General features: G+C 52.2%; 30 protein-coding genes and 1 tRNA gene. 21 read left to right on the top strand and 10 right to left on the bottom strand.

Annotated elements, in window-relative coordinates; genetic code table 11:
* The first annotated feature begins 63 nt into the window (after positions 1-63).
* On the top strand, positions 64-249 hold the full coding sequence (locus DXY31_RS01305) for a chlorophyll a/b-binding protein (protein ID WP_114990956.1): 186 nt from the start codon (positions 64-66) through the stop codon (positions 247-249).
* Between the two features lie 365 nt (positions 250-614).
* Positions 615-881: a hypothetical protein gene (locus DXY31_RS01300; RefSeq protein ID WP_114991132.1), complete on the top strand. Its 267-nt coding sequence runs from the start codon at positions 615-617 to the stop codon at positions 879-881.
* A 210-nt stretch (positions 882-1091) separates the two neighbouring features.
* Here DXY31_RS01300 and DXY31_RS01295 read toward each other — a convergent pair whose 3' ends face one another.
* Positions 1092-1514, bottom strand: a complete 423-nt coding sequence (locus tag DXY31_RS01295) for a hypothetical protein (RefSeq protein ID WP_137024846.1) — start codon at positions 1512-1514, stop codon at positions 1092-1094.
* A 199-nt stretch (positions 1515-1713) separates the two neighbouring features.
* A complete protein-coding gene (locus DXY31_RS01290) occupies positions 1714-2406 on the bottom strand; it encodes a response regulator transcription factor (RefSeq protein WP_114990949.1) in 693 nt (230 codons plus the stop codon).
* A 126-nt stretch (positions 2407-2532) separates the two neighbouring features.
* On the opposite strand from DXY31_RS01290, the gene DXY31_RS01285 reads away from it, so the two are divergent.
* The 3 genes from DXY31_RS01285 to DXY31_RS16280 all read left to right on the top strand — a co-directional run bounded on the left by DXY31_RS01285 (position 2533) and on the right by DXY31_RS16280 (position 5893).
* On the top strand, positions 2533-3501 hold the full coding sequence (locus tag DXY31_RS01285) for a PhnD/SsuA/transferrin family substrate-binding protein (RefSeq protein ID WP_114990945.1): 969 nt from the start codon (positions 2533-2535) through the stop codon (positions 3499-3501).
* Positions 3502-3519: 18 nt separating this feature from the next.
* On the top strand, positions 3520-5079 hold the full coding sequence (locus DXY31_RS01280; protein WP_244279421.1) for a cell wall metabolism sensor histidine kinase WalK: 1560 nt from the start codon (positions 3520-3522) through the stop codon (positions 5077-5079).
* A 619-nt stretch (positions 5080-5698) separates the two neighbouring features.
* Positions 5699-5893, top strand: coding sequence for a hypothetical protein (locus tag DXY31_RS16280; RefSeq protein ID WP_206749777.1), 195 nt, complete (start codon positions 5699-5701; stop codon positions 5891-5893).
* Between the two features lie 25 nt (positions 5894-5918).
* Here the strand turns inward: DXY31_RS16280 and DXY31_RS16275 are convergent, their stop codons facing one another.
* Positions 5919-6353, bottom strand: a complete 435-nt coding sequence (locus DXY31_RS16275; protein WP_206749776.1) for a hypothetical protein — start codon at positions 6351-6353, stop codon at positions 5919-5921.
* A 194-nt stretch (positions 6354-6547) separates the two neighbouring features.
* Here DXY31_RS16275 and DXY31_RS16270 point away from each other — a divergent pair, with 194 nt between their 5' ends.
* The 12 genes from DXY31_RS16270 to DXY31_RS01225 all read left to right on the top strand — a co-directional run bounded on the left by DXY31_RS16270 (position 6548) and on the right by DXY31_RS01225 (position 11617).
* The gene (locus DXY31_RS16270; protein ID WP_137024843.1) at positions 6548-7036 is read left to right on the top strand and encodes a hypothetical protein; all 489 of its coding nucleotides are present in this window, start codon (positions 6548-6550) and stop codon (positions 7034-7036) included.
* A 306-nt stretch (positions 7037-7342) separates the two neighbouring features.
* Positions 7343-7606, top strand: a complete 264-nt coding sequence (locus DXY31_RS01270; protein WP_114990938.1) for a DUF1651 domain-containing protein — start codon at positions 7343-7345, stop codon at positions 7604-7606.
* A gap of 40 nt (positions 7607-7646) precedes the next feature.
* Complete coding sequence (locus DXY31_RS01265; RefSeq protein ID WP_114990935.1) at positions 7647-7928, top strand: Nif11-like leader peptide family natural product precursor; 282 nt, start codon at positions 7647-7649, stop codon at positions 7926-7928.
* Positions 7929-8103: 175 nt separating this feature from the next.
* Positions 8104-8376, top strand: coding sequence for a Nif11-like leader peptide family natural product precursor (locus DXY31_RS01260; protein WP_114990932.1), 273 nt, complete (start codon positions 8104-8106; stop codon positions 8374-8376).
* Between the two features lie 192 nt (positions 8377-8568).
* A complete protein-coding gene (locus DXY31_RS01255) occupies positions 8569-8817 on the top strand; it encodes a Nif11-like leader peptide family natural product precursor (RefSeq protein ID WP_114990928.1) in 249 nt (82 codons plus the stop codon).
* Between the two features lie 215 nt (positions 8818-9032).
* The gene (locus tag DXY31_RS01250; protein ID WP_114990925.1) at positions 9033-9263 is read left to right on the top strand and encodes a Nif11-like leader peptide family natural product precursor; all 231 of its coding nucleotides are present in this window, start codon (positions 9033-9035) and stop codon (positions 9261-9263) included.
* A 209-nt stretch (positions 9264-9472) separates the two neighbouring features.
* Positions 9473-9757 (top strand): Nif11-like leader peptide family natural product precursor, encoded by a 285-nt coding sequence (locus DXY31_RS01245; protein WP_114990922.1) that lies wholly within the window; start codon positions 9473-9475, stop codon positions 9755-9757.
* Between the two features lie 34 nt (positions 9758-9791).
* On the top strand, positions 9792-10100 hold the full coding sequence (locus tag DXY31_RS01240) for a Nif11-like leader peptide family natural product precursor (RefSeq protein ID WP_114990919.1): 309 nt from the start codon (positions 9792-9794) through the stop codon (positions 10098-10100).
* Between the two features lie 128 nt (positions 10101-10228).
* On the top strand, positions 10229-10432 hold the full coding sequence (locus DXY31_RS17250) for a hypothetical protein (protein WP_206749775.1): 204 nt from the start codon (positions 10229-10231) through the stop codon (positions 10430-10432).
* Between the two features lie 54 nt (positions 10433-10486).
* Positions 10487-10708 (top strand): Nif11-like leader peptide family natural product precursor, encoded by a 222-nt coding sequence (locus tag DXY31_RS01235; RefSeq protein ID WP_114990916.1) that lies wholly within the window; start codon positions 10487-10489, stop codon positions 10706-10708.
* Between the two features lie 170 nt (positions 10709-10878).
* On the top strand, positions 10879-11079 hold the full coding sequence (locus DXY31_RS01230) for a Nif11-like leader peptide family natural product precursor (protein ID WP_114990913.1): 201 nt from the start codon (positions 10879-10881) through the stop codon (positions 11077-11079).
* 265 nt (positions 11080-11344) lie between these two features.
* Complete coding sequence (locus DXY31_RS01225; RefSeq protein ID WP_114990910.1) at positions 11345-11617, top strand: Nif11-like leader peptide family natural product precursor; 273 nt, start codon at positions 11345-11347, stop codon at positions 11615-11617.
* Positions 11618-11798: 181 nt separating this feature from the next.
* Here DXY31_RS01225 and DXY31_RS01220 read toward each other — a convergent pair whose 3' ends face one another.
* Positions 11799-12449: a hypothetical protein gene (locus tag DXY31_RS01220; RefSeq protein ID WP_137024842.1), complete on the bottom strand. Its 651-nt coding sequence runs from the start codon at positions 12447-12449 to the stop codon at positions 11799-11801.
* A 715-nt stretch (positions 12450-13164) separates the two neighbouring features.
* Positions 13165-13236: transfer RNA gene (locus DXY31_RS01215), tRNA-Val, on the bottom strand.
* 1 nt (position 13237) lies between these two features.
* Between DXY31_RS01215 and DXY31_RS01210 the strand changes: the two genes are divergently transcribed.
* Both DXY31_RS01210 and mazG read left to right on the top strand, forming a co-directional pair.
* Complete coding sequence (locus DXY31_RS01210; protein WP_371638927.1) at positions 13238-13804, top strand: metal-binding protein; 567 nt, start codon at positions 13238-13240, stop codon at positions 13802-13804.
* A gap of 29 nt (positions 13805-13833) precedes the next feature.
* Positions 13834-14688, top strand: a complete 855-nt coding sequence (mazG, locus tag DXY31_RS01205; protein WP_114990904.1) for a nucleoside triphosphate pyrophosphohydrolase — start codon at positions 13834-13836, stop codon at positions 14686-14688.
* Here the strand turns inward: mazG and DXY31_RS01200 are convergent, their stop codons facing one another.
* The 3 genes from DXY31_RS01200 to arfB all read right to left on the bottom strand — a co-directional run bounded on the left by DXY31_RS01200 (position 14689) and on the right by arfB (position 16159).
* Positions 14689-15381, bottom strand: coding sequence for a dienelactone hydrolase family protein (locus DXY31_RS01200; protein ID WP_244279420.1), 693 nt, complete (start codon positions 15379-15381; stop codon positions 14689-14691).
* 102 nt (positions 15382-15483) lie between these two features.
* Entirely contained in the window at positions 15484-15660 is a 177-nt protein-coding gene (locus DXY31_RS16620) for a hypothetical protein (RefSeq protein ID WP_170953470.1), read from the bottom strand.
* Positions 15661-15724: 64 nt separating this feature from the next.
* A complete protein-coding gene (gene arfB, locus DXY31_RS01195) occupies positions 15725-16159 on the bottom strand; it encodes an alternative ribosome rescue aminoacyl-tRNA hydrolase ArfB (protein ID WP_114990897.1) in 435 nt (144 codons plus the stop codon).
* Positions 16160-16269: 110 nt separating this feature from the next.
* On the opposite strand from arfB, the gene speE reads away from it, so the two are divergent.
* Both speE and speB read left to right on the top strand, forming a co-directional pair.
* A complete protein-coding gene (gene speE, locus DXY31_RS01190) occupies positions 16270-17133 on the top strand; it encodes a polyamine aminopropyltransferase (protein WP_114990894.1) in 864 nt (287 codons plus the stop codon).
* Between the two features lie 44 nt (positions 17134-17177).
* On the top strand, positions 17178-17996 hold the full coding sequence (speB, locus tag DXY31_RS01185; RefSeq protein WP_114991123.1) for an agmatinase: 819 nt from the start codon (positions 17178-17180) through the stop codon (positions 17994-17996).
* Here the strand turns inward: speB and DXY31_RS01180 are convergent.
* Positions 17990-18388, bottom strand: a complete 399-nt coding sequence (locus DXY31_RS01180) for a cyclic nucleotide-binding domain-containing protein (RefSeq protein WP_244279419.1) — start codon at positions 18386-18388, stop codon at positions 17990-17992. The genes speB and DXY31_RS01180 overlap by 7 nt on opposite strands.
* Positions 18389-18471: 83 nt before the next feature.
* Positions 18472-18660, bottom strand: a complete 189-nt coding sequence (locus tag DXY31_RS01175) for a hypothetical protein (RefSeq protein WP_244279418.1) — start codon at positions 18658-18660, stop codon at positions 18472-18474.
* Between the last annotated feature and the right edge of the window lie 166 nt (positions 18661-18826).

The following is an 18826-nucleotide window of genomic DNA, read 5'->3' as shown; positions in this document are numbered from 1 at the left end:
TGTCCCCGCTTCCGAGCCAACTCCAGTGGTCATAGACCGGTCTGGTCCCACTCGGAGACACCCATGACAACTGCAACCCTTTTGGCTGATGAGCGGTACTGGCAGGACCTTGCTGCAGCTCAGATGCGCCGTGAGCGACTAGCGAAAGCTGAACGCCTAAACGGACGTCTGGCCATGCTCGGCTTTGTAGCTCTGATCGGTACCGAGGCCTTGCTCCACCAAGGACTGTTGATGGCGCTGGGTCTCTGATCCGATGAGCTCAGTCCGGTGACCAAAACCTCGAGCATGCCGAATCGCAAGCTCGCCACTGACAAGCCCACATTGATAAGGCCTGCACATGAGCACAAACAAGCAAGGCTGCTAGAAAGCACGACGTCCTAGCAGTCCGTTCTGAACCTCTCTATCAACCGGTTATCCGTGTTGAGTCATGCTTGGTCATCAATAACTGACTGGACAGCGCAGAGATTTCACGTTGAATGCAAGAGTCACGGACCTCACTTCGCGCCCCCTTGAGAAAGGGGCGTTTTTTTTGGCCATTAGTGAGCCCTTTCCAAGGCAGAACTCCCCGCCGAGTGCACTCGCGAGTAGGGTCTACATCCTTAAACGATATGGCCATGCTGCAAAGCCTGTTTTCAGTCGTCCTTGCAGCTGTGATGTGGGTGCAAGTTCCGCAATGGCAAGCCGACTGGTCGCAATGCTCCGTCGATGCTCCTGACGTGGCCTGCCATTGGTACGTCGTCGCTCCCGATAACACCTTTGGCGAAGGCTTCAGTTGGGAAAACTCTCCATGGTTCAGTGCTGAAGGTCTGCTGGATGTTGCCGAGCTCAAAGACACCATGAACGGAATCCAGCAGCCACAACTTGGATTAGCTCCTGCTTAGACCACTCTCCAGCCAGAAACCGTAGACCTCTTGAGAACTGCGTTTTGTCTGATCTCTCAAAATTATCGATAGAAAGGTCGAACCAATGACTATCTCCTTAAAAGCGATCAAAATCACTGTTTGATGCTTGATCTTCAAGCTATCGCTGATTAACTAAGAGCAGATTGATCCGCTCAATCCGATCAAAACGGATTACACAGTCCAACGGGACTACTGCGCGGGTGCATAGCTGATAATGGGTGTCATGAGCTGGCCTCTGGAACGGTCAATTTCATACAGGCTCAGTTGGCAAGTGCGATCAACCGATTCCTGGTTTTCACTGGTCTCCTGAGGTGCCTGCTCGATCAACAGCGTTTTTGCTTGCGTAACAGCAGCAATGCCAAGCGTGAGGGAAAGGGTGTAAACGAAGGTGGACTTGAAGGACATGAGTGGTGAGCGTGGATGTTTGGGGGTGCTGCCCCTCGACTCCTTCAAGCTCACAGTCCTTCTGGTGAACAAAGCTGCACAGCTTTGGTGCACTACTGGAAGATTTCTGGTGAAGGGCTGGTGAAACCCAGACACCATGCATCCCAACAGGGCTTTGGCCCACCAACATGTTTCGCCATTAAGACCATCATCGCCTTCAGCGGCCATGGCCAACAAGCTCCGATCCAAGACGCGAAGACGGCTGGTCTCCCTGCCGCGTTACTCAAATGCTGTTGAGATATCCGTGCGCTCAACAGACTTCATCTTGCTTCGTACACACAACAAACAGTTCACTGAAAATGGCTATTAAGCAGCCTCGCACCATTGATATCGAGGATGAAATGAAAAATATGCTGGATATTAATTATTACTGGTCGTCCGGCCTCAGGGCAAAACCGATGCCACGGATCGTTTGAATGATGCGTTCGGGCTTAACATCTTCGAGTTTTTTACGAAGATAACGGACATATACATCCACTACGTTCTCGTCACCAAAGTAATCATCTCCCCACACATTCTGAATTAACTGAGATCTGCTCATCGCTTGACGTGGGTTGCGGATGAAGCATTCCAAAAGGTCAAACTCCCTAACGGTCAGGTTTAAAGGCACCCCTGCGTAATCGCACCGGCGCTCGGGTCCATTGAGATGGAGATCTCCAAAGCTGAGCTGATCGGGGCTAACTGCAGAACTGCGCCTCAGCAAGGCCTTAACCCTTGCCAGGACCTCACGGATATTGAATGGCTTGGCAATAAAGTCATCTGCACCAGCCTCCAAAGCAGCAACACGATCATCCATTTCATCCCGTGCCGTGATCATGATCACTGGCAGGCTGTTACCGGTATCTCTCAGCCTGCGGCAAACATCTAGCCCAGTGATAATGGGCATATTCCAGTCGAGCAGAGCAATAGCCGGGGTGGACTCCCTGATCTGGGCTAAGGCTTTAGCCCCGTCGCCGCAGACGATAGTTTGAAACCCTTCGGCTTGAAGCTCCATTTCGAGAAGCATCAGGATGTTGGCTTCATCATCAGCGATGAGCACCACGTCAGTTGTTGTGTCCATCTCTCGTCACCAACAAATTCATTCTGGAAGGATCTGAAGCATTGCGGGGAATAACTCTTTTGATTTAATAAAGAGGGGAAAAGGAGTTAACGACTGTTACTAGAGTAACATTTTGTACGCTTGACCTTGAGTTTACGCCACAAACAGATTATCGGTCCAATCATCGCTGGGCTACTGTTATTTGGCTGCGATCAAGACAGCTCAGAAGTTGCTATCAAGGAATCGGAATCAAAAGCGGAGCGAGTAGACCTGCGTATCACAGAAGAGCCTAATTACTCGCAAGACAAGATGTACGAAAAAATGAAAATATTTACTGATTACCTTCACAGGCAAACCGGCCTCAATATTGAATACATTCCCGCAATTAACTATTCGCATGCATATGAGCTATTTGCCTCTGGGAAGGTGGATTTGTTTTGGTCTGGATCTTTGAATACCGCAAAAATTTTAAATGCAGATCCAGACGCAAAGCCAATAGCAATTGAGGAAAAGTCCTTCGCTAATATACTTCTTGTTAATCGTCAAATTTTAAATCAAGTCAAAGGTGGGCTTGATAGCGAGCAGCCACTTCAGGCATTGAAAGGAAGAAATGTTGTTTTTGGAAACAGCTCTTCTGGCTCTTCGTTTCTGACTCCTCTGCTGGAGATGAAATCTCAAGGCGTTACTTTATTGGACTTGAGAAGTTGTACGCATGAGCAAAAACATGAGCTTCGGGCAATGTTTCTTGGTGACAGCAATGATCAAGACTTTGCATTTGTTCCTGGCACGGTCGATAATCCTTTGCAACATGTACCTCCAGCAGCACAGTCGGAGGTTCTAGTTGGCTGGGCGAGTGACAAAAAACGAAACAACTATATCCTGGCCTCGTCAAGTTTGTTGAAACCGTCTATTTCGCCAATGGTTTTACAAATACAAGAAGCTCTATTGGCGTGGAACAAAGATTCTCGATCCAATCGACAACTTTTAAAAGATATCTGGGTGACCGGGTTTGAGTTGCCAAATAGCAAGGAAGACCTTAAGTCGTTTCAGGAGATGAAGGAATTTGTGAAGACCTTGGGTTCGCAGACACGTTGCACTTCGAACAAGAAAACCTAGGCTTTTTTTAGCATCTTTGTGTTTGGCAGGATTTTCACCAGAAAATCACCAGAAAAAACTGCTTCCGCTGGCTATCTTGCTTTTCAAAGGGGCATTCTTGTTGTGGGGTCATCAGATCTAGATTCATCGCAATCCCCTTCTGGTGGTCGCTCATGGTCCATCGCACGCCGCTTTTTTCTTACATCTTTCATTCTGATTGTTGCTCAGTCTGGACTGAGCCTGGCAATTTCAGGAAAGCTTTGGAGAGATTTCACCGCTTCCCACTTAAATTTTGTCCTCTCTAGAGAGCTGTTACGTCCATTAAATCTTGTTGACAACAAATTAGATTCTCTTTCTGCTCAAGAAGCAATGGAATGCTGCACTAGAGAAGATTACGAATATTTTTTGTCTGATATTGATTTGGCCGATGGCAAGGCCATCATGATCTCGGGCAGCGCTGGTCTTGTTCCAGGGAAAGGAGCCCAATCGCTTTATAGCTCCGAACGCCTGCATGAATTTGCGCGACAAGCTACGACGAGTAAGAATCGGTTTTCGCTGGTTGATTTTCGAGATAAAAAGGCCGTTGCTGTGAAGTCTATGAATCTGTCTGGTGGTCCGGAGACCGGATCTCTGATCTATATCAGACCTATCTACAGCATGTCTTTGTTTAATGCACTGAATAGAGTCAGACTTTTGTCTGAGGTTGTTTTAATGCTTTCTTTGGTCGTTTTACTTGCCATCGCTCTCACTTATATTCTCAGGCCGATTCAGTCAGTGCGTTCCCGGATATCCAATATTCAATTAGATAACCTTGATACTGCTCTGATTTCTTTGGACGGGCAACCAGTTGAGCTCCAACCCATTCTCACTGAGTTCAATCGCATGGTTCGGCGATTAGAAGTTTCTGCTAAGAATCAAAAGCAATTTGCCTCAACAATATCCCATGAGTTCAGAACACCACTCACAGTAATCTCCGGATTTATTCAGTCTGTTTTAAATCGTGCCCAAGATCTGGATTCGCGATATCGCGAGTCTTTGTTGGTCGCTGACAAAGAAGCCTTTAGGCTAAATAGAATGTTGAGTGATTTACTAGATCTTAGCCGTGCAGACAATCATCAACTCAAGGTCTTGCGTGAACCCTTCGAATGTATTTTGAGCTGTCGCGAAGCACTACGTCTTGCACAATTTGCCTTTCCGAATAATGTCATCACATTAGACGATAGTGGATTTGAAGAATCAATCTGGGTCATAGGTGACCCAGATTGCCTTGTTAAGTGCCTTGAAAACCTGATTGGCAATGCAGTGAAGTACTCAGAACCAATGAGCGCTATTGATCTTGGAATCGATGTAAAGGATCAGTGTGTTCTATTCACCGTTCAAGACTATGGTCAGGGAATTCCGGAGGATCAACAGGCACGAATCTTTGAGCGCTTTGTGCGTGCAGATGGAGTCAGTTTGCGCCGTGGCGACTCTAGCTCAGGGCTAGGTTTATCCATCGTCAAGATGTTGATGGAAAGCATGGGCGGTAGTGTAAGTGTGCAATCAGAAATTGGAGTTGGCAGTCGATTCACTCTTACCTTGCAGCGCTCTTTGAGCTAAATTGCACTAATTAATTGCAACATACTCCAAGCATATACCTAACCAATATTCATTAAAGTTGGTTTCATTGGCGATTGTTCCCTCTCTTTCCCATCAGGGATGTGACTCTGAAACATCACTTGGTTTACAGGCTCTGAAGCACTTCCAGCTCATCAATCAGCTGAGGTCTCATGCCAGCCTTGAGCCACTTGCTCTGATCAGTGGGCAAACGAATCAAAAACCTGGCGAGTGGTGTTGCTGAGCTGAGTTGCGGTGACTGATGGGCGGCACGAGGATCGAACCTGTGACAATCTCCTTGTAACCGAGAAAAATTCAGATTCAATGACTGCTTTTTTCAAGCTATGGCTAGGTTGTTGGAGTCAGAGGGCGTCCTAAGCATCCACCTGAAATGGCGAAAGCCGTCTCGTTTTAGAGGGCGGGCCACTCTGCAGATGAGCATCTGCCTTGAAGGAGAGTGCTCCCTTGCGTGAGAACAAGCGAACAGCGTATTCCCGAAGACATGAGTAGATGTACTTAAGTGTTAATACTCACCAGAATGGGTTCTTTTCTAATTCTGTGTTCCTAGCTCTTGCTCTTTTCCTGGGTATTGGCATCACCCTTAGCGCTGTTGCCGTTCTGGATGGCGCTTCCTCGTAGACCAGCCGACTGCATCGACATCAGCAATCAAAAACGGTTTGCAACACCCATGGGCAGGACGGTTGTCAAACCTGAAGATGATTGGCCTGAAGCGCGTGCTGCTCCCGGGGTCCAGCCCAGCAGCCTCCATGCAATAACACTGATCCACCTCGGCTGGGACCGCCATTCGGCTAACTAGCGAACCTGGCTAATAAAGCAGTCGCCTATTTAGGTATTGAACTTACCGGTTTATTCAGAGTATAAAAATCACGATTTAAATGCATCATCCCACCAGATTGATTAGTACAAGTAAGTCCGATTTGCTCTGATTTACAGACAATGGAACCGAACTTGATAGTGGCTCCATAATTCAGAACGTTACCTCCGGTAATTTCATCAGAACTTCTTATTGCTTGCGCAGGACCCTGCTGTGGAAGCATAAATCGAGTCCCGATGGAACCCCACTGCTGGCCCGTGCCCCAATCCTTCCAAGCATGATCATGAACATCACAGAGCAATGTTTTTGTTTTTTGCAATAATATGCACGAAATATTATGTTCTTCGCGTCCACCGCCTCTTAGCGATGGCAAAGCAAAACCGGGCAAACCAGTTCCTTCCGCATTGGATGTAGCAATCACCGTTGCATCAAATCCAATCAAAAGGAGAGAAAAAATATATACATTTTTTATCATAATTGACGCAAAGCAAAGTGCTAAACAAGTTCTTGAAAGAATTCTAATTGATTCAACAAATCACGCCTTCCCCAAGCTCAGGTCAATCTTGTGCAGCAGTGCGACTTCGACTAAGAACTGCAGCCGTTCTGGCGGCATCGGAACAGAACTAAACCGGCGCGGTGCCATCACGACGACACGACCTAATCGGCAGCCACTCATCAACTGTTCAAAACCAGCGATCTCTTCAGAACGGTCATTCCATTCGTGGCCTAAGAACGGATGGTGACGTGATCAACAACCTGGAGCCCCAGTGCATCGGCGGCCCTGCAGTTGGCTTCGCGGTGTTGTTCTGTTCATTCGACGGATACCTCGACCTCGCTGCTGACGATCGATCGCTGCATCTCCGGATCGTTTTTGATCAGCCAGTGGCTGAGCTTCTGCGCCCTGAGGGTGCGCTGCATTTCGCAGCGCATCAGTTATTGCTCAGATCTGATTTCATCGAGCTGATGCCGCCGCTAAACAGCTGCACTGCTGGGTGTCCGGTGGTATCAGCGGTATGGTCCGAACCCTCCAGGTTGCAGAGGTCATCGCGATGCACCTGCGGGATCGGCACTGTCTGCCACCAGTCGCTTCGGCCTTTACTGAGTTACAGGTCTGGCATTCCCTGACCGGAATGGCGGAACAGCTTTGAAGCCACCTGCTAGCCGTTAACCCGCCGGGTGGCGGGTGGTATTGGCTGAGATGCGCTGTAGTGACCGATGGAAGATACGAGGATCGAACCTCTAACAAACGGCTTATAAGGCAACACCTCGCTCTAGTCAGGCACTGCGGTCTCAGCGATTTGAAGGGGGTTTGTGAGCAGATATGTACGCAAATGTGACCCCTGACCAATTCTTGGCGTGCGCACGAATCAGCAATCGATCAATAGATCAATCAGCCGCCAGTCTGATTCGAATGGTGGCCAGACTCCTCCGATGCCGAACAAGGATCGCCCACTTGTTGATCGCCATACAGCGAAGAACGGTGTCGGCTGGTTGATGAATGACCAGGAAGGCAAGGTCTGTAGCTTCACTAACGACATGCCAACCCAGCACGCTCAATGGGTCATCGTCGAGACCCGACCGCTACGGGGTAGAGGTCAGCCGGTCATCAGACGAATGCTCAGGCACAACGCCATCGAGGCATGGGAAACGATGCGGAAGTCAGGCGGGTGGAAGCGATGCGAGCCAAGGTGGTGATTCAGACCTCTGCTATGACAGCAGAACAGACCTGATACCCATGTCAGAAGAACAGCTCAAAGCCTTCTTAGAAAAGGTCAAAGGCGACACCGAGCTTCAGGAAAATCTCAAAGCAGCTGCTGATGCTGATGCAGTTCTTGCGATTGCGAAAGAGGCTGGGTTTAGTGTTTCTGTTGACGACTTGAAAGAGGCTGGGTTTAAGCAATCAGAGATTTCTGACAGGGAGCTGGAAGACGCGGCTGGTGGCGATTCCGGTGCTTTGTGTGCCGACACCTTGTGTTGTCCGGTGCGGTGCGGGCAAACCTTTAGCTGTATTGCATAACTATCCCGGCTACAGGGGCAAAAGCCCCTGCCGCCGCAGGGGTTTTTATTTCTTCAATCACCCCTAAAAAGCTCATAAATCAGCCTTCAATGCCTGGCACGATTGAGCACTTTAATTGTTAGTTAAAGACACTGCAGAAGACTGTTGCTATAACCGTTAAAGACTCCTGAAACCCATGTCAGAAGAACAACTCAAAGCCTTTCTAGAAAAGGGAAAATCTGATACCAGCCTTCAGGAGAAACTCAATGGAGCTGCAGATGCAGATGCTGTTGTGGAGATTGCCAAAGACGCAGGCTTTTCAATTACCGCAGAAGATATTCAATCTAGATATTCAATCCGCTCACGAGAATTGGCAGACGAGGAGCTGGAGGGCGCAGTTGGTGGTGGACAAAATTGCGGTCCGGCGGTCACCTGGCGACGGTCCGGCTTCTGGGCACCACGTTTTTAAGTGGACCTTACTAGTTTAAACAAGCCTACACACCCGCGAAAGCCCCTGCATTGACAGGGGTTTTTATTGCTTCAATAGTCTGACTAATCCCATAACTCAGCCTTCAATACCTGGCACGATTGAGCGCAGTAATTATTAGTTAAAGACACTTCAAAACATCGCTGCTATAGTTATTAAACAGAGCTTATACCCATGTCAGAAGAACAGCTGAAGGCCTTCCTTGCCAAAGCTAAGGACGACCAGTCCATTCAAGACAAACTAAAGGCAGCAAAGACTCCTGAAGATGTGGTGGCTATCGCTAAAGAACATGGCCACGAATTCACTGATGTAGAATTCACTGGTGATAAGATCACTGCACTAAGTGAAGAGGAGCTGGAAGGCGTGGCTGGGGGATGTGTAATTACGCAGGTGTGTGGCTGGGTTGAATTCTCGAAATGGTGAATTATGTGCTCTGGTGGGCGGAATTGTGCTCCTGAATTTTGCTCCCTGATTCTACTCATCAAACCCCCTGCTGCCGTAGGGGCTTTTTATTACTTCAACAGTCTGACTAATCCCATAAATTAGCCTCCAATACCTGGCACGATTGAGCGCAGTAATTGTTGTCTGAAGACACCGCAACAGACCGTTGCTATGACTACTGAACAGACCTGTTACCCATGTCCCTAGAACAACTCAAGGCATTCCTCTCCAAGGTCAAAGGTGATTCCAATCTTCAGGAGAAACTAAAAGCAGCAAAGTCACCTGAGGATGTTGTAGGTATCGCTAAAGAACATGGTCATGAATTCACTGCTGATAAGATCAACCAGCTCAGTGAAGAGGAGCTGGAAGGTGTGGCTGGGGGATGTGGCTGTTTAGCTCTTGAGTCTCAATATTCTGGTGCAGCTTAGTCACAATAGTGATTATGGGTGTTAGTTCACTTTTATATGATTGAGTCAAACTCATAAAACCCCTGCATTAGAGGGGCTTTTTATTTCTTCAACCATCCCAAAAAGACCAACAATCAGCCTTCAATGCCTGGCACGATTGAGCGCAGTAAGTATTAGCCAAAGACACTGCAGCAGACCGATGCTATGACTGCTGAAAAGACCTGCTAACCATGTCAGAAGAGCAACTCAAAGCCTTCCTTGCCAAAGTGAAAGAAAATTCCAATCTTCAGGAGAAACTAAAAGCAGCAAAAACATCTCAAGAAGTGCTTGATCTCGCTAAAGAACACGAATATGAATTCACGGCAGATCATCTGGAGAATCTAAGTGCTGATGAGTTAGAGTTACTTTCTGGCGGGGTGGGTTGTCTATGGAGAACGCTCAATTGTTGCGCGAATAGCGGTGTTCCATCAGCGCAAGGTCCGGGTGTGCATGGACCCATTGATCCAATCAGTTAACTGTTGCTATGACTGCTGAAAAGACCTGCTAACCATGTCAGAAGAGCAACTCAAAGCCTTTCTCGAAAAGGTCAAAGGCGACACCAGTCTTCAGGAAAAGCTTCAAGCAGCGGCTGATTCAGACGCAGTTCTTGCGATTGCGAAAGATGCTGGCTTTAGCATCTCTGCTGATGACTTGAAGAAGGTTCAAGATGAGGTTACAGAAGAGGAGCTGGAAGGCGCAGCTGGTGGATTCACGAATTTTACACCCATGACGCCAGGCATGGGGGCACAAGGAACCATTGCCAGGCCTATAGTAGCGAAACCAGTTGACACATCAGTCCTCAGCCCCTGCAATGGCTGATTTCTTAAATAGTCTGACAGTAATCCCATCAATCAGCCTTCAATGCCTGGCACGATTGAGTGCGTTAAGTATTAGCTAAAGACACTGCAGCGGACCATTGCTATAACTGCAGAACAGACCTGATACCTATGACTGAAAAGCAAGCTAAGAGCAAGAAAGATGAGTCACCGGAACTCATGGAAGAGTTGACTGATGAAGAATTGTCAGTGCTATCGGGCGGGACGGATCCTGGAGTTGTCACAGGAGAACCAGGAGTCAGCGGAGGTGTCGTCGACACATCTCCACGAAAATCCAAGGAACATTATTCTTACCCTTCCTACCCTCATTTGTAATCAATGCTTGCCCTTTTACTATCATTCACAGTCACCATTATCCATGACTGATAAATGACACTTGATCAACTCAAGGCATTCCTCGCCAAGGCGAAGGATGACCAGTCCATTCAAGGCAAACTAAAGGCAGCAACGTCACCTGAAGATGTTGTAGGCATTGCCAACGAACATGGACACGAATTCTCCGCTGATCTGATCAGCCTGCTCAGTAAAGAGGATCTGGAAGGCGTGTCTGAGGGTGTGTGTGGTTTGAGTCGAGCCTGTTGTGTGGTTTGAGTCTAATTCATTATCAAACCCCCTGCATTAACAGGGGCTTTTTATTACTTCAATAGTCTGACTAAGCCCAAAAATCAGTCTTCAATACCTGGCACGATTGAGCGCAGTAATTATCAACCAAAGCCTCTACAGAAGACCGTTGCTATCACTGCTGAACAGAGCTCATACCCATGTCCCTAGAACAACTCAAGGCATTCCTCGGCAAGATCAAAGGTGATTCCAGCCTTCAGGAGAAGCTCAAAGCTGCTACTGATGTTGACGCAGCTCTTGCAATTGCGAACGAGGCGGGATTTAGTATTTCTGTTGAAGACTTGAAGAAGGCTCAATCAGAGATTTCTGATGAGGAGCTGGAAGCTGCAGCTGGCGGCTAGGGTAATTTGATCTGCTTGGCGTTTTTTGGTGGCTCAAAAACTTTCCTTGAACAATAAAATACAACAGCCCACAATTTCATTGCAGAACAAACCCCCTGCAACCTCAGGGGTTTTTTATTTCTTCAATCACCCCATACAGCCCACAAATTAGCCTTCAATACCTGGCATGATTTGATATTTAAAGATTCTCAGCAGATGGAGTGTGCCATCCGGAACATCAGCTAACAAGCAATTCTGCTATTCACAGTACAGATACGTTCAAGCCATGTCAGAAGAACAGCTCAAAGCCTTCCTTGAAAAGATTAAATCAGATACTGAATTGCAGGAGAAACTCAAGGAGGTAAGCACCCCTGAAGCAGCAATTGAAATTGCTAATGCGGCAGGTTTCTCAATTACTGCAAACGATATTCAATCGATGCAATCTGAACCGCCGGGTGATCAGGAATTGGAAACCGCCTCTGGTGGTTTTTGTGGTGGCTCGGAGTCATGGATGATTGCTTGCCAATCGGGGGGTTTGGGATGCGGGTTTATCAGATGATGGATGAATGGCTAGTCATGCCTGCAGTTCGCAAAAAATAATCACCAATCTGCAGGTGCTTTTTATTGCTTCAATTACCCCAAAAAACCATCAATCAGCCTTCAATATCTGGCACGATTGAGCGCAGTTGAGCAGAGATCAATAAAACTAAATTATTGATTATTGCCCACCTAAGTGATGATCACCAGACCGAGACGGTCTCGCTTCTGCCGACTGTCCAGGGTGTGAGGCCCTTGCTGATCGCGATCGCCACATAGGCCGTGGCCTCGGCCATGTGGCTGTTGTCGTCATCCATCGGCTCGGCCTTGCCGGGTTTGAAGGTCAGGTTCCGCAATAAGCGGATCACCCGCTTGCAGGTCGGGTCCACCTGGAGTCGGCACTGGCCATCGGCCGACAGGATCCACATCCGCAGCGCATTGATCGTGTCCCTCTGCCGCCAGGGAGCCTTCGGCGCGTGGATCACAAAATTGCCCACGTCCTTGAGGATCTTGTGATCGCTCAGTCCCAGGCTCGAGGTCTGCAGCCGCTTGCCGGTGGGGTCAGGGCAGCAGTGAATGGCTCTGCTCGGGTAGCGGTCGCGGATTGTCAACGCCATCTCTCTGGAGTCGCTTTCCATCAAGACCACCTCGTCGATCACCGCCAGCGTGTTGCCCTGCATCTGGGCAACGCACGCGCAGAACGGTGTGCGGTTGAAATCCATTCCGATGATCAGCGGGCTCACGCCGTCATCCACCACCGACTTGATATTGCCGCTGCCAAACGAGGGGTAGACGCTGCCAACGAGCGATTCGATCGAGGCGTGGAATTCTTGCCTCCAGAGCTCGAGGGCCATGGTGGATTTCGCCTCTTCCACAAAGGCATCATCAACCCAGCCGCCCTGGGTGCTGCTGTAACTCCAGCGGCCCCACTCCGGAGTGCCTTCAGCCCTTTCCCATAAATCGTGGCTGTAGTTGCCCCACCAGCGGGGGTGCTTGCAAGTAAAAGCTGGCCTTTTTCAGCTGTTCCGAGCATTGGCCAAACAGCACCCTCGAGGGCTTCCTGCAGACGGTCCTGCTGGGCAGAGGCGAATTCATGCCCCAACACCAGATTGGTCGACTGGCCACGCAGCGCGTCGGCGTGGTCCCATCCGCCGAGGGGCATTCATCGGAGAAGCCCCTAATCCCATGCTTTCCCAAAGTGAGGACACGCTCACCTAGGTATTTATAACTACGAAGTATCTGGTCGCCGTACTGCACTGTTAGCTCGTCTGAGGACGGGAAATCCGAAGACGCGTCGAGCTGAGGAGGGTGGGGCCCTCCTCTTTTTTTATCTGTCCATTGCAGTTTTGTCATCGCAACCTCGAGAGCAGCTGGGTCACCAGCAGTGCGGCCTTCTGGAGGATGATCACCAGCGAATCGCTCAGGCCTGACGATTCAGGCATCCGGTCCAGTTCAGTGAGCATCCTTATGAGTGCTCGCAATGTGACGCCCGCCCTGAGCTGTGGGCAGTCAGTAACAAAAACTCTCAAAAGCCAGTTCTGAACGGCATTCAAGAGTGGTGGTCCGGGATGGGCGATACGGGGATCGAACCTGTGACAATCTCCTTGTAAGGGAGGTGCTCTACCGCTGAGCTAATCGCCCGGTGAGCCGATTCTGCCTGATCGAGGCAGGCTGGAACAGCTCAACACCAATTGATGTGGCCTCAGGCCGAGACCATGACCGGGCCACCTTGGCCTGGTTCCTGCCCATTGGCCTGCTCACGAGCTGGTGGCTGGGATGGATCAACGGTGCTCTAACGGCGCTGGCCTTCCTGGTTGGAGGCCTATGGCTGTCACCGGACCTTGACGTGCGCTCGACCGCCCTCAGGCGCTGGGGGGTGCTGAGTGCGATCTGGTGGCCCTATCGGCGACTGCTTCCGCATCGATCGCTCTTATCCCACGGCCCCCTGATCGGCATGACACTGCGCTTGGCATGGCTGTCAGCCCTGATACTGCTGATCTGGACAGCCACTGCATCGCTGTTGTCCCCTGCCATTCCAACCCCATCCCAGGCATGGCCAGACCTGCTTTCAGCATTGAGAGAACATCCCCGGACTTGGATCGGCGTCCTGATGGGTCTGGAAAGCAGCGTGTGGCTGCATCTGATTCTGGATGGGGATCCACTGCCTGCGGAGTGGTCAAAATCCTGGCGCAGGCATCGACGTCGGTGAGAAGGTGACCACAAGCGTGCACGGTTTCCATGGCCTCAGGCTCCGAAGTGACCCAGCACCAGGACCCCCTGCGCCGGCTGGAGGCCTTAGTGGCACGGTTACGTGATCCAGAAGAAGGCTGCCCCTGGGATCTGGAACAGACCCACCAGTCACTCATCCCCTATGTGCTGGAGGAAGCCCATGAGGTGGCCGATGCCATCCGTCATGGCGATGACAAGCATTTGAAGGAGGAGCTCGGTGACCTGCTGTTGCAGGTGGTGCTTCATGCCCGCATCGCCGAGGAAGACGAGCGATTCGATCTGAATGCTGTGGCAGCCGGCATCAGCGAGAAACTGATTCGCCGCCATCCCCATGTTTTCGCTAATGCCGAAGTGCGCGACAGCGCAGCTGTTCGCATCAGCTGGGAGGCCATCAAAGCGCAGGAACGAGCAGAAACAAAAGCTGCTGCAATCTCGGCCTCTCCGCTCAGCGATCAGCTCGCCGGCAAGGTGCGTGGACAGCCGGCCCTCTCTGGGGCGATGACCATCTCCAAAAAAGCCGCAAAGGCCGGCTTCGAATGGGCGGACATGACCGGTGTCTGGAGCAAGGTGAACGAAGAGCTCGAAGAGCTCAAAGAAGCCATTGCCTCAGGCGACAGGGCCCATGCCCAGGAGGAGCTTGGGGATGTGTTGTTCACCCTGGTGAATGTGGCTCGCTGGTGTGAGATCAGCCCGGAGGAAGGACTGGCAGGAACCAATCAACGCTTCCTGGCTCGCTTTTCAAGGGTCGAAGCAGCCTTGGGCGGTGATCTCCACGGCCATAGCATCCAGGAACTGGAGGGGCTTTGGCAGCAGGCCAAACAAGCCATCCAGCGCGAGTGCGCGTCTCAAGATCAGGGAACCTAATCAGCTCAGTTCCCTTTCTAAGAAACCAGTTAGCTCTGCCCATGCCTGATCAGCGCACTGCGGATCCCAGCGCTCGCCGTCATCGCGCATAAAGGTGTGGTTCGCCTCATAAAGAATGGATTGGTGCCGCAGCTGAGGGATAGCCGCGAGCGTCGCAAGGATCAGTGTCCTGGCTTCGCGAGGGACATGGGGATCGAGACTGCCGAAGATCGTGAGCAGGGCTCCCTGGATCTCAGCAGCCCGTTGCAATGAATCAGCTGCTTCAAAACCGAGCTTGCCGTCCTGAAGTCCAGTGGGATAGATGCAGACACTGGCCCTGACCTGAGGCAGGAGCGCAGCACGAAAAGCAAGATGACCTCCGAGGCAGAAGCCAACGGCTCCCAGACGCCGGGCATCCACATCAGCATTCTCCGACAGCCAGGCCAATGCCGCCGCTGCGTCGGAGTCATAGGCAGCGATAGACGTGTTTGCAGCATTGTCGTTGCCTCGCAATCGGCCGATGGGATCAGGCTCGATCACCGAGCCGATCGGCTCACGGCGATGAAAAATCTCCGGCGCAGCGACCAAATAGCCATAGCTGGCAAGCCGATCAGCAAGACGGGTGATCGGCGCACCGAGCTGATAGATATCCGAATAAAAAAGGATGCCCGGCCAGCAACCATCGCTCTGGGGCCGCACAACGTGCAGACGCATCAGGCTTTTGTCGACGGTCAGCCCAACAGTGTCCTTGCGTACTTGCACATTGATCAGCGATGTTGCGCGGACCGTAGACAGAAATCAGCTTGGAGGCCTGGATCAGTCGTGAGCGGCAATCGTGCCTTCCGTTGTGCCCCAGAGATGACGCTTGACCTGGTCGGCTTCGCGGATGAAGGCACGCGCCTGATCACGGGTTGTGCAGCTACGCGCCCCTTCTTCCAGACGCATCAGGTTGACCAATTCGGCTGAGGGGTGGTGATCATGTGATTGATTCATTCATCCACCTCCAAGACAGCTTGGTTAACCCAATCTTAACCAAGCAATCCATCTGGACCAACCCCTAGTCATCCAATGAAGGCCTGCCTTGGCGGCGACGTTTGAGTTCGCTGCGCCTGCCTTTGGCCTCAAGTCTTCGTTTGACTGCAGCACGGCCCGGACGGGTGGGCCTGCGCTTCGGCGGAGGCGGCTTAAGCCCCTCCCTCAACAAATCGGCCAGTCGCGCCATAGCTCTCTGACGGTTCTGCCACTGCGAACGCTCCTCAGCCGCAACCACCCGCAGGCAATTTCCCTCCAGGCGCGACGCCAATTGCTCACGCAAGCGGGCCTTGCGAAAGGGACCAAGGGCCTTGGAACTCTCCAGGTCAAATCGCAACTCCACTCTGGAGTCGGTGGTGTTCACAGCCTGCCCACCCGGACCAGAGGACCTGGAAAACCGCCACTGCAGCTCAGCGGCTGGGATCACCAAACGGTCATTGATCGGCAGATCCTGAATCACGCTCCGACCCCGACGAGCAATAGGAGTGGTATCAGCAGTCTGCGTTGGCTCAGCGCAAACGCTGAGCCAACGCTGTTCTTAGCTGGAGGAAGGATTCCACCACCACCTTCATGACCAAGGCATCCCCGGCCAGCGGCGGCTGGATCGATGAACACCATGAAGGGGTTCGTTATGGGCTCACTGGGCAGGTGCTAGTGGATGAACTGAGCAGCTTCCAGCGCATCACCGTGATCGAGAGCGAGCGCTATGGCAGAGGCTTGCTGCTGGACGGTTGCTGGATGACCGCCGAGCACCAGGAAAGGCACTACCACGAAGCACTGGTGCATCCGGCTCTTTGCAGTGCCGCGGCCATTGAAAGCATCCTGGTCATCGGCGGTGGCGACGGCGGCACAGCTCGCGAATGCCTTCGCTATCCGGGCGTGCGACATCTCGACATGGTGGAGATCGATGGCCGGGTGGTGGAACTCAGCCAGAAGCATCTGGCTTCAATTGGCGGAGGTTGCTGGCAGGACCCGCGCTTTCACCTGACTGTGGGAGATGGCATTGCCTGGGCAGCGGAGTGCACCGACGCCAGCTACGACGTGGTGATCGTGGACGGCTCCGATCCGGCAGGTCCAGCTGAGGGTCTGTTCAACCGCAGCTTCTTCGAGCACTGCCGGCGCATCCTCAGGCCGGGGGGCGTCTTCGCCACCCAAAGCGAGTCGCCCGAAGCCTTTCGGCAGGTCCACATCGACATTGTTCGCCTGCTGAGGGATGTGTTCGACCATGCCGACCCCCTCTACGGCTGGGTGCCGATGTATCCCAGCGGCTGGTGGAGCTGGACTTTCGCTGCGGTGGAAGGCCCGCGCTACCGCAAAGCCGTCGCGGAGCGGGCGGCCACCATCGCCGCAGGCTGCGAGATCTGGAGCACACGCTGGCAATCCGGTGCCTTTGAAGCGATACCTGCCTTCATCGAACGGGAGCTATTGGCGTGAACATCCCGGGCCATTCACTGTTTGACCAGGAGGGAGCGGTCTACATGGGCGCGAGCCGGGATCCGAACGGCTGCAAAGTGGGCCTGTTCGGCGTGCCCTACGACGGCACAACATCCTTCAGGCCAGGCACCCGTTTTGGACCCGCAGCGGTACGGGATGTGAGTACTGGCCTTGAGACCTACTGCCCCCAGCTTGACCTTGACCTCGAGACCATGGCCTACGCCGACCTTGGAGCGGTCGAGATCCCTTTTGGCGCCGCTGAACCCGTCGTGGAGGCCGTTCACAAGGCCACGATCCACGCCATGGACTTGCAGCTCAAGCCCTTGATGCTGGGTGGTGAACACTCCATCAGCTCCGGAGCTGTCGCCGCTGTCGCCGAACGACATCCGAATCTGGCGCTGGTGCAGCTGGATGCCCACGCAGATCTCCGCCATGAATGGCTGGGATCTCGCCACAGCCACGCCTGCGCCATGCGGCGCTGCCTGGAGGTGCTTCCCAGTAGAGAGCTGCTGCAGATCGCCATTCGCAGCGGCACCAAGGAGGAATTCTCAGAACTGCGCAGCAGCAACCGCCTGGTCCCCTTCGATCAGATGGTCTCCCGTTTACAGAATTTGCGCGGCCAGCCGCTTTATCTGACAGTTGACCTTGACTGGTTTGACCCGGCCGTGATGCCTGGCACAGGGACCCCTGAACCAGGAGGCTTTCTCTGGCAACACTTCGCCGAACTGGTGAGCGAGTTACAGCACCACAACCTGGTCGGAGCCGATGTTGTTGAACTGGCTCCTCAACTAGACCCCAGTGGCAGCAGCAGCGTTTTGGCAGCCAAGGTGACCCGCAGCCTGTTGTTGCTGATGGCTCAGTAGAAGTGAGCAGCTTCCAGACGCTGCTGCCGCAGTCGTCGGTGCTGACCGCTGAGCAGGCTGAGCACGAGTGTGGGATGCCCGTGAATCAACTCCAGAAAACTGTTGCGATCCAGTCGAAGAACGTGAACCGGGGTAATCGCTCGCGCTGTTCGGCTGTGATGTGCGTCTTCCGCCACCAGGTCTTCATAGAAAAAGACTTCGCCATCGCCGTAGCGGAGGCGGTCTCGACCGCCGGTCGTGAGCTCTACAAGTCCGCGCTCAATCGCATAAAGAGCAGTCGCCGATTCACCCCGATCAAACAGGATGCTGCCCGTGGGCAACAGCAACTGATCAACATTGCGATGCTCAGCGATCAGCTGAACAGCGGTCGGCATGGATGTGGAGACCGACAACGGAAACGCAAACAATCTTCAGTCTCTTCATTTTTACGACCGATTCAATGGGTGTTGTAACTGAAACGACACACCGTCTTTGTTCACAACACCTGGGCAGGCTCTCCAGAGTGACCGAGACCGTCAACGGAAGCTCCCAAATCCAACTGTCGGTCGCCTCCGACCAGAGGCTGGTCGGAGGACACAAGGCCAGGGAGCACCGGAGCACGGGCTGTCCAGTGATGGCACCAAATCACCCGTGCAAGCTCAACATGCACCGTCAGATTGCGCAACCTGCACCAGCTGCCGCCCCCACCACCCTGTGCAGGGATGCAGTGCTGACACGACTGGCAGGAAGACTTGGACAGAAGGCTTTCTGAACAGAGGAGTTCAAGCTAAGGACACTTTCCGCAGCGGTCGACGCTGGTGGCTCAATCTGCGGCTTTGCTTCCACTTCCA

Origin of the sequence: Synechococcus sp. UW179A, from assembly GCF_900473965.1 — a bacterium.
In the GTDB taxonomy this organism is placed as follows: Bacteria; Cyanobacteriota; Cyanobacteriia; order PCC-6307; family Cyanobiaceae; genus Synechococcus_C.
Note: the sequence above shows the minus strand (reverse complement) of the source record. Positions and strands in the feature narration are given on the sequence as shown.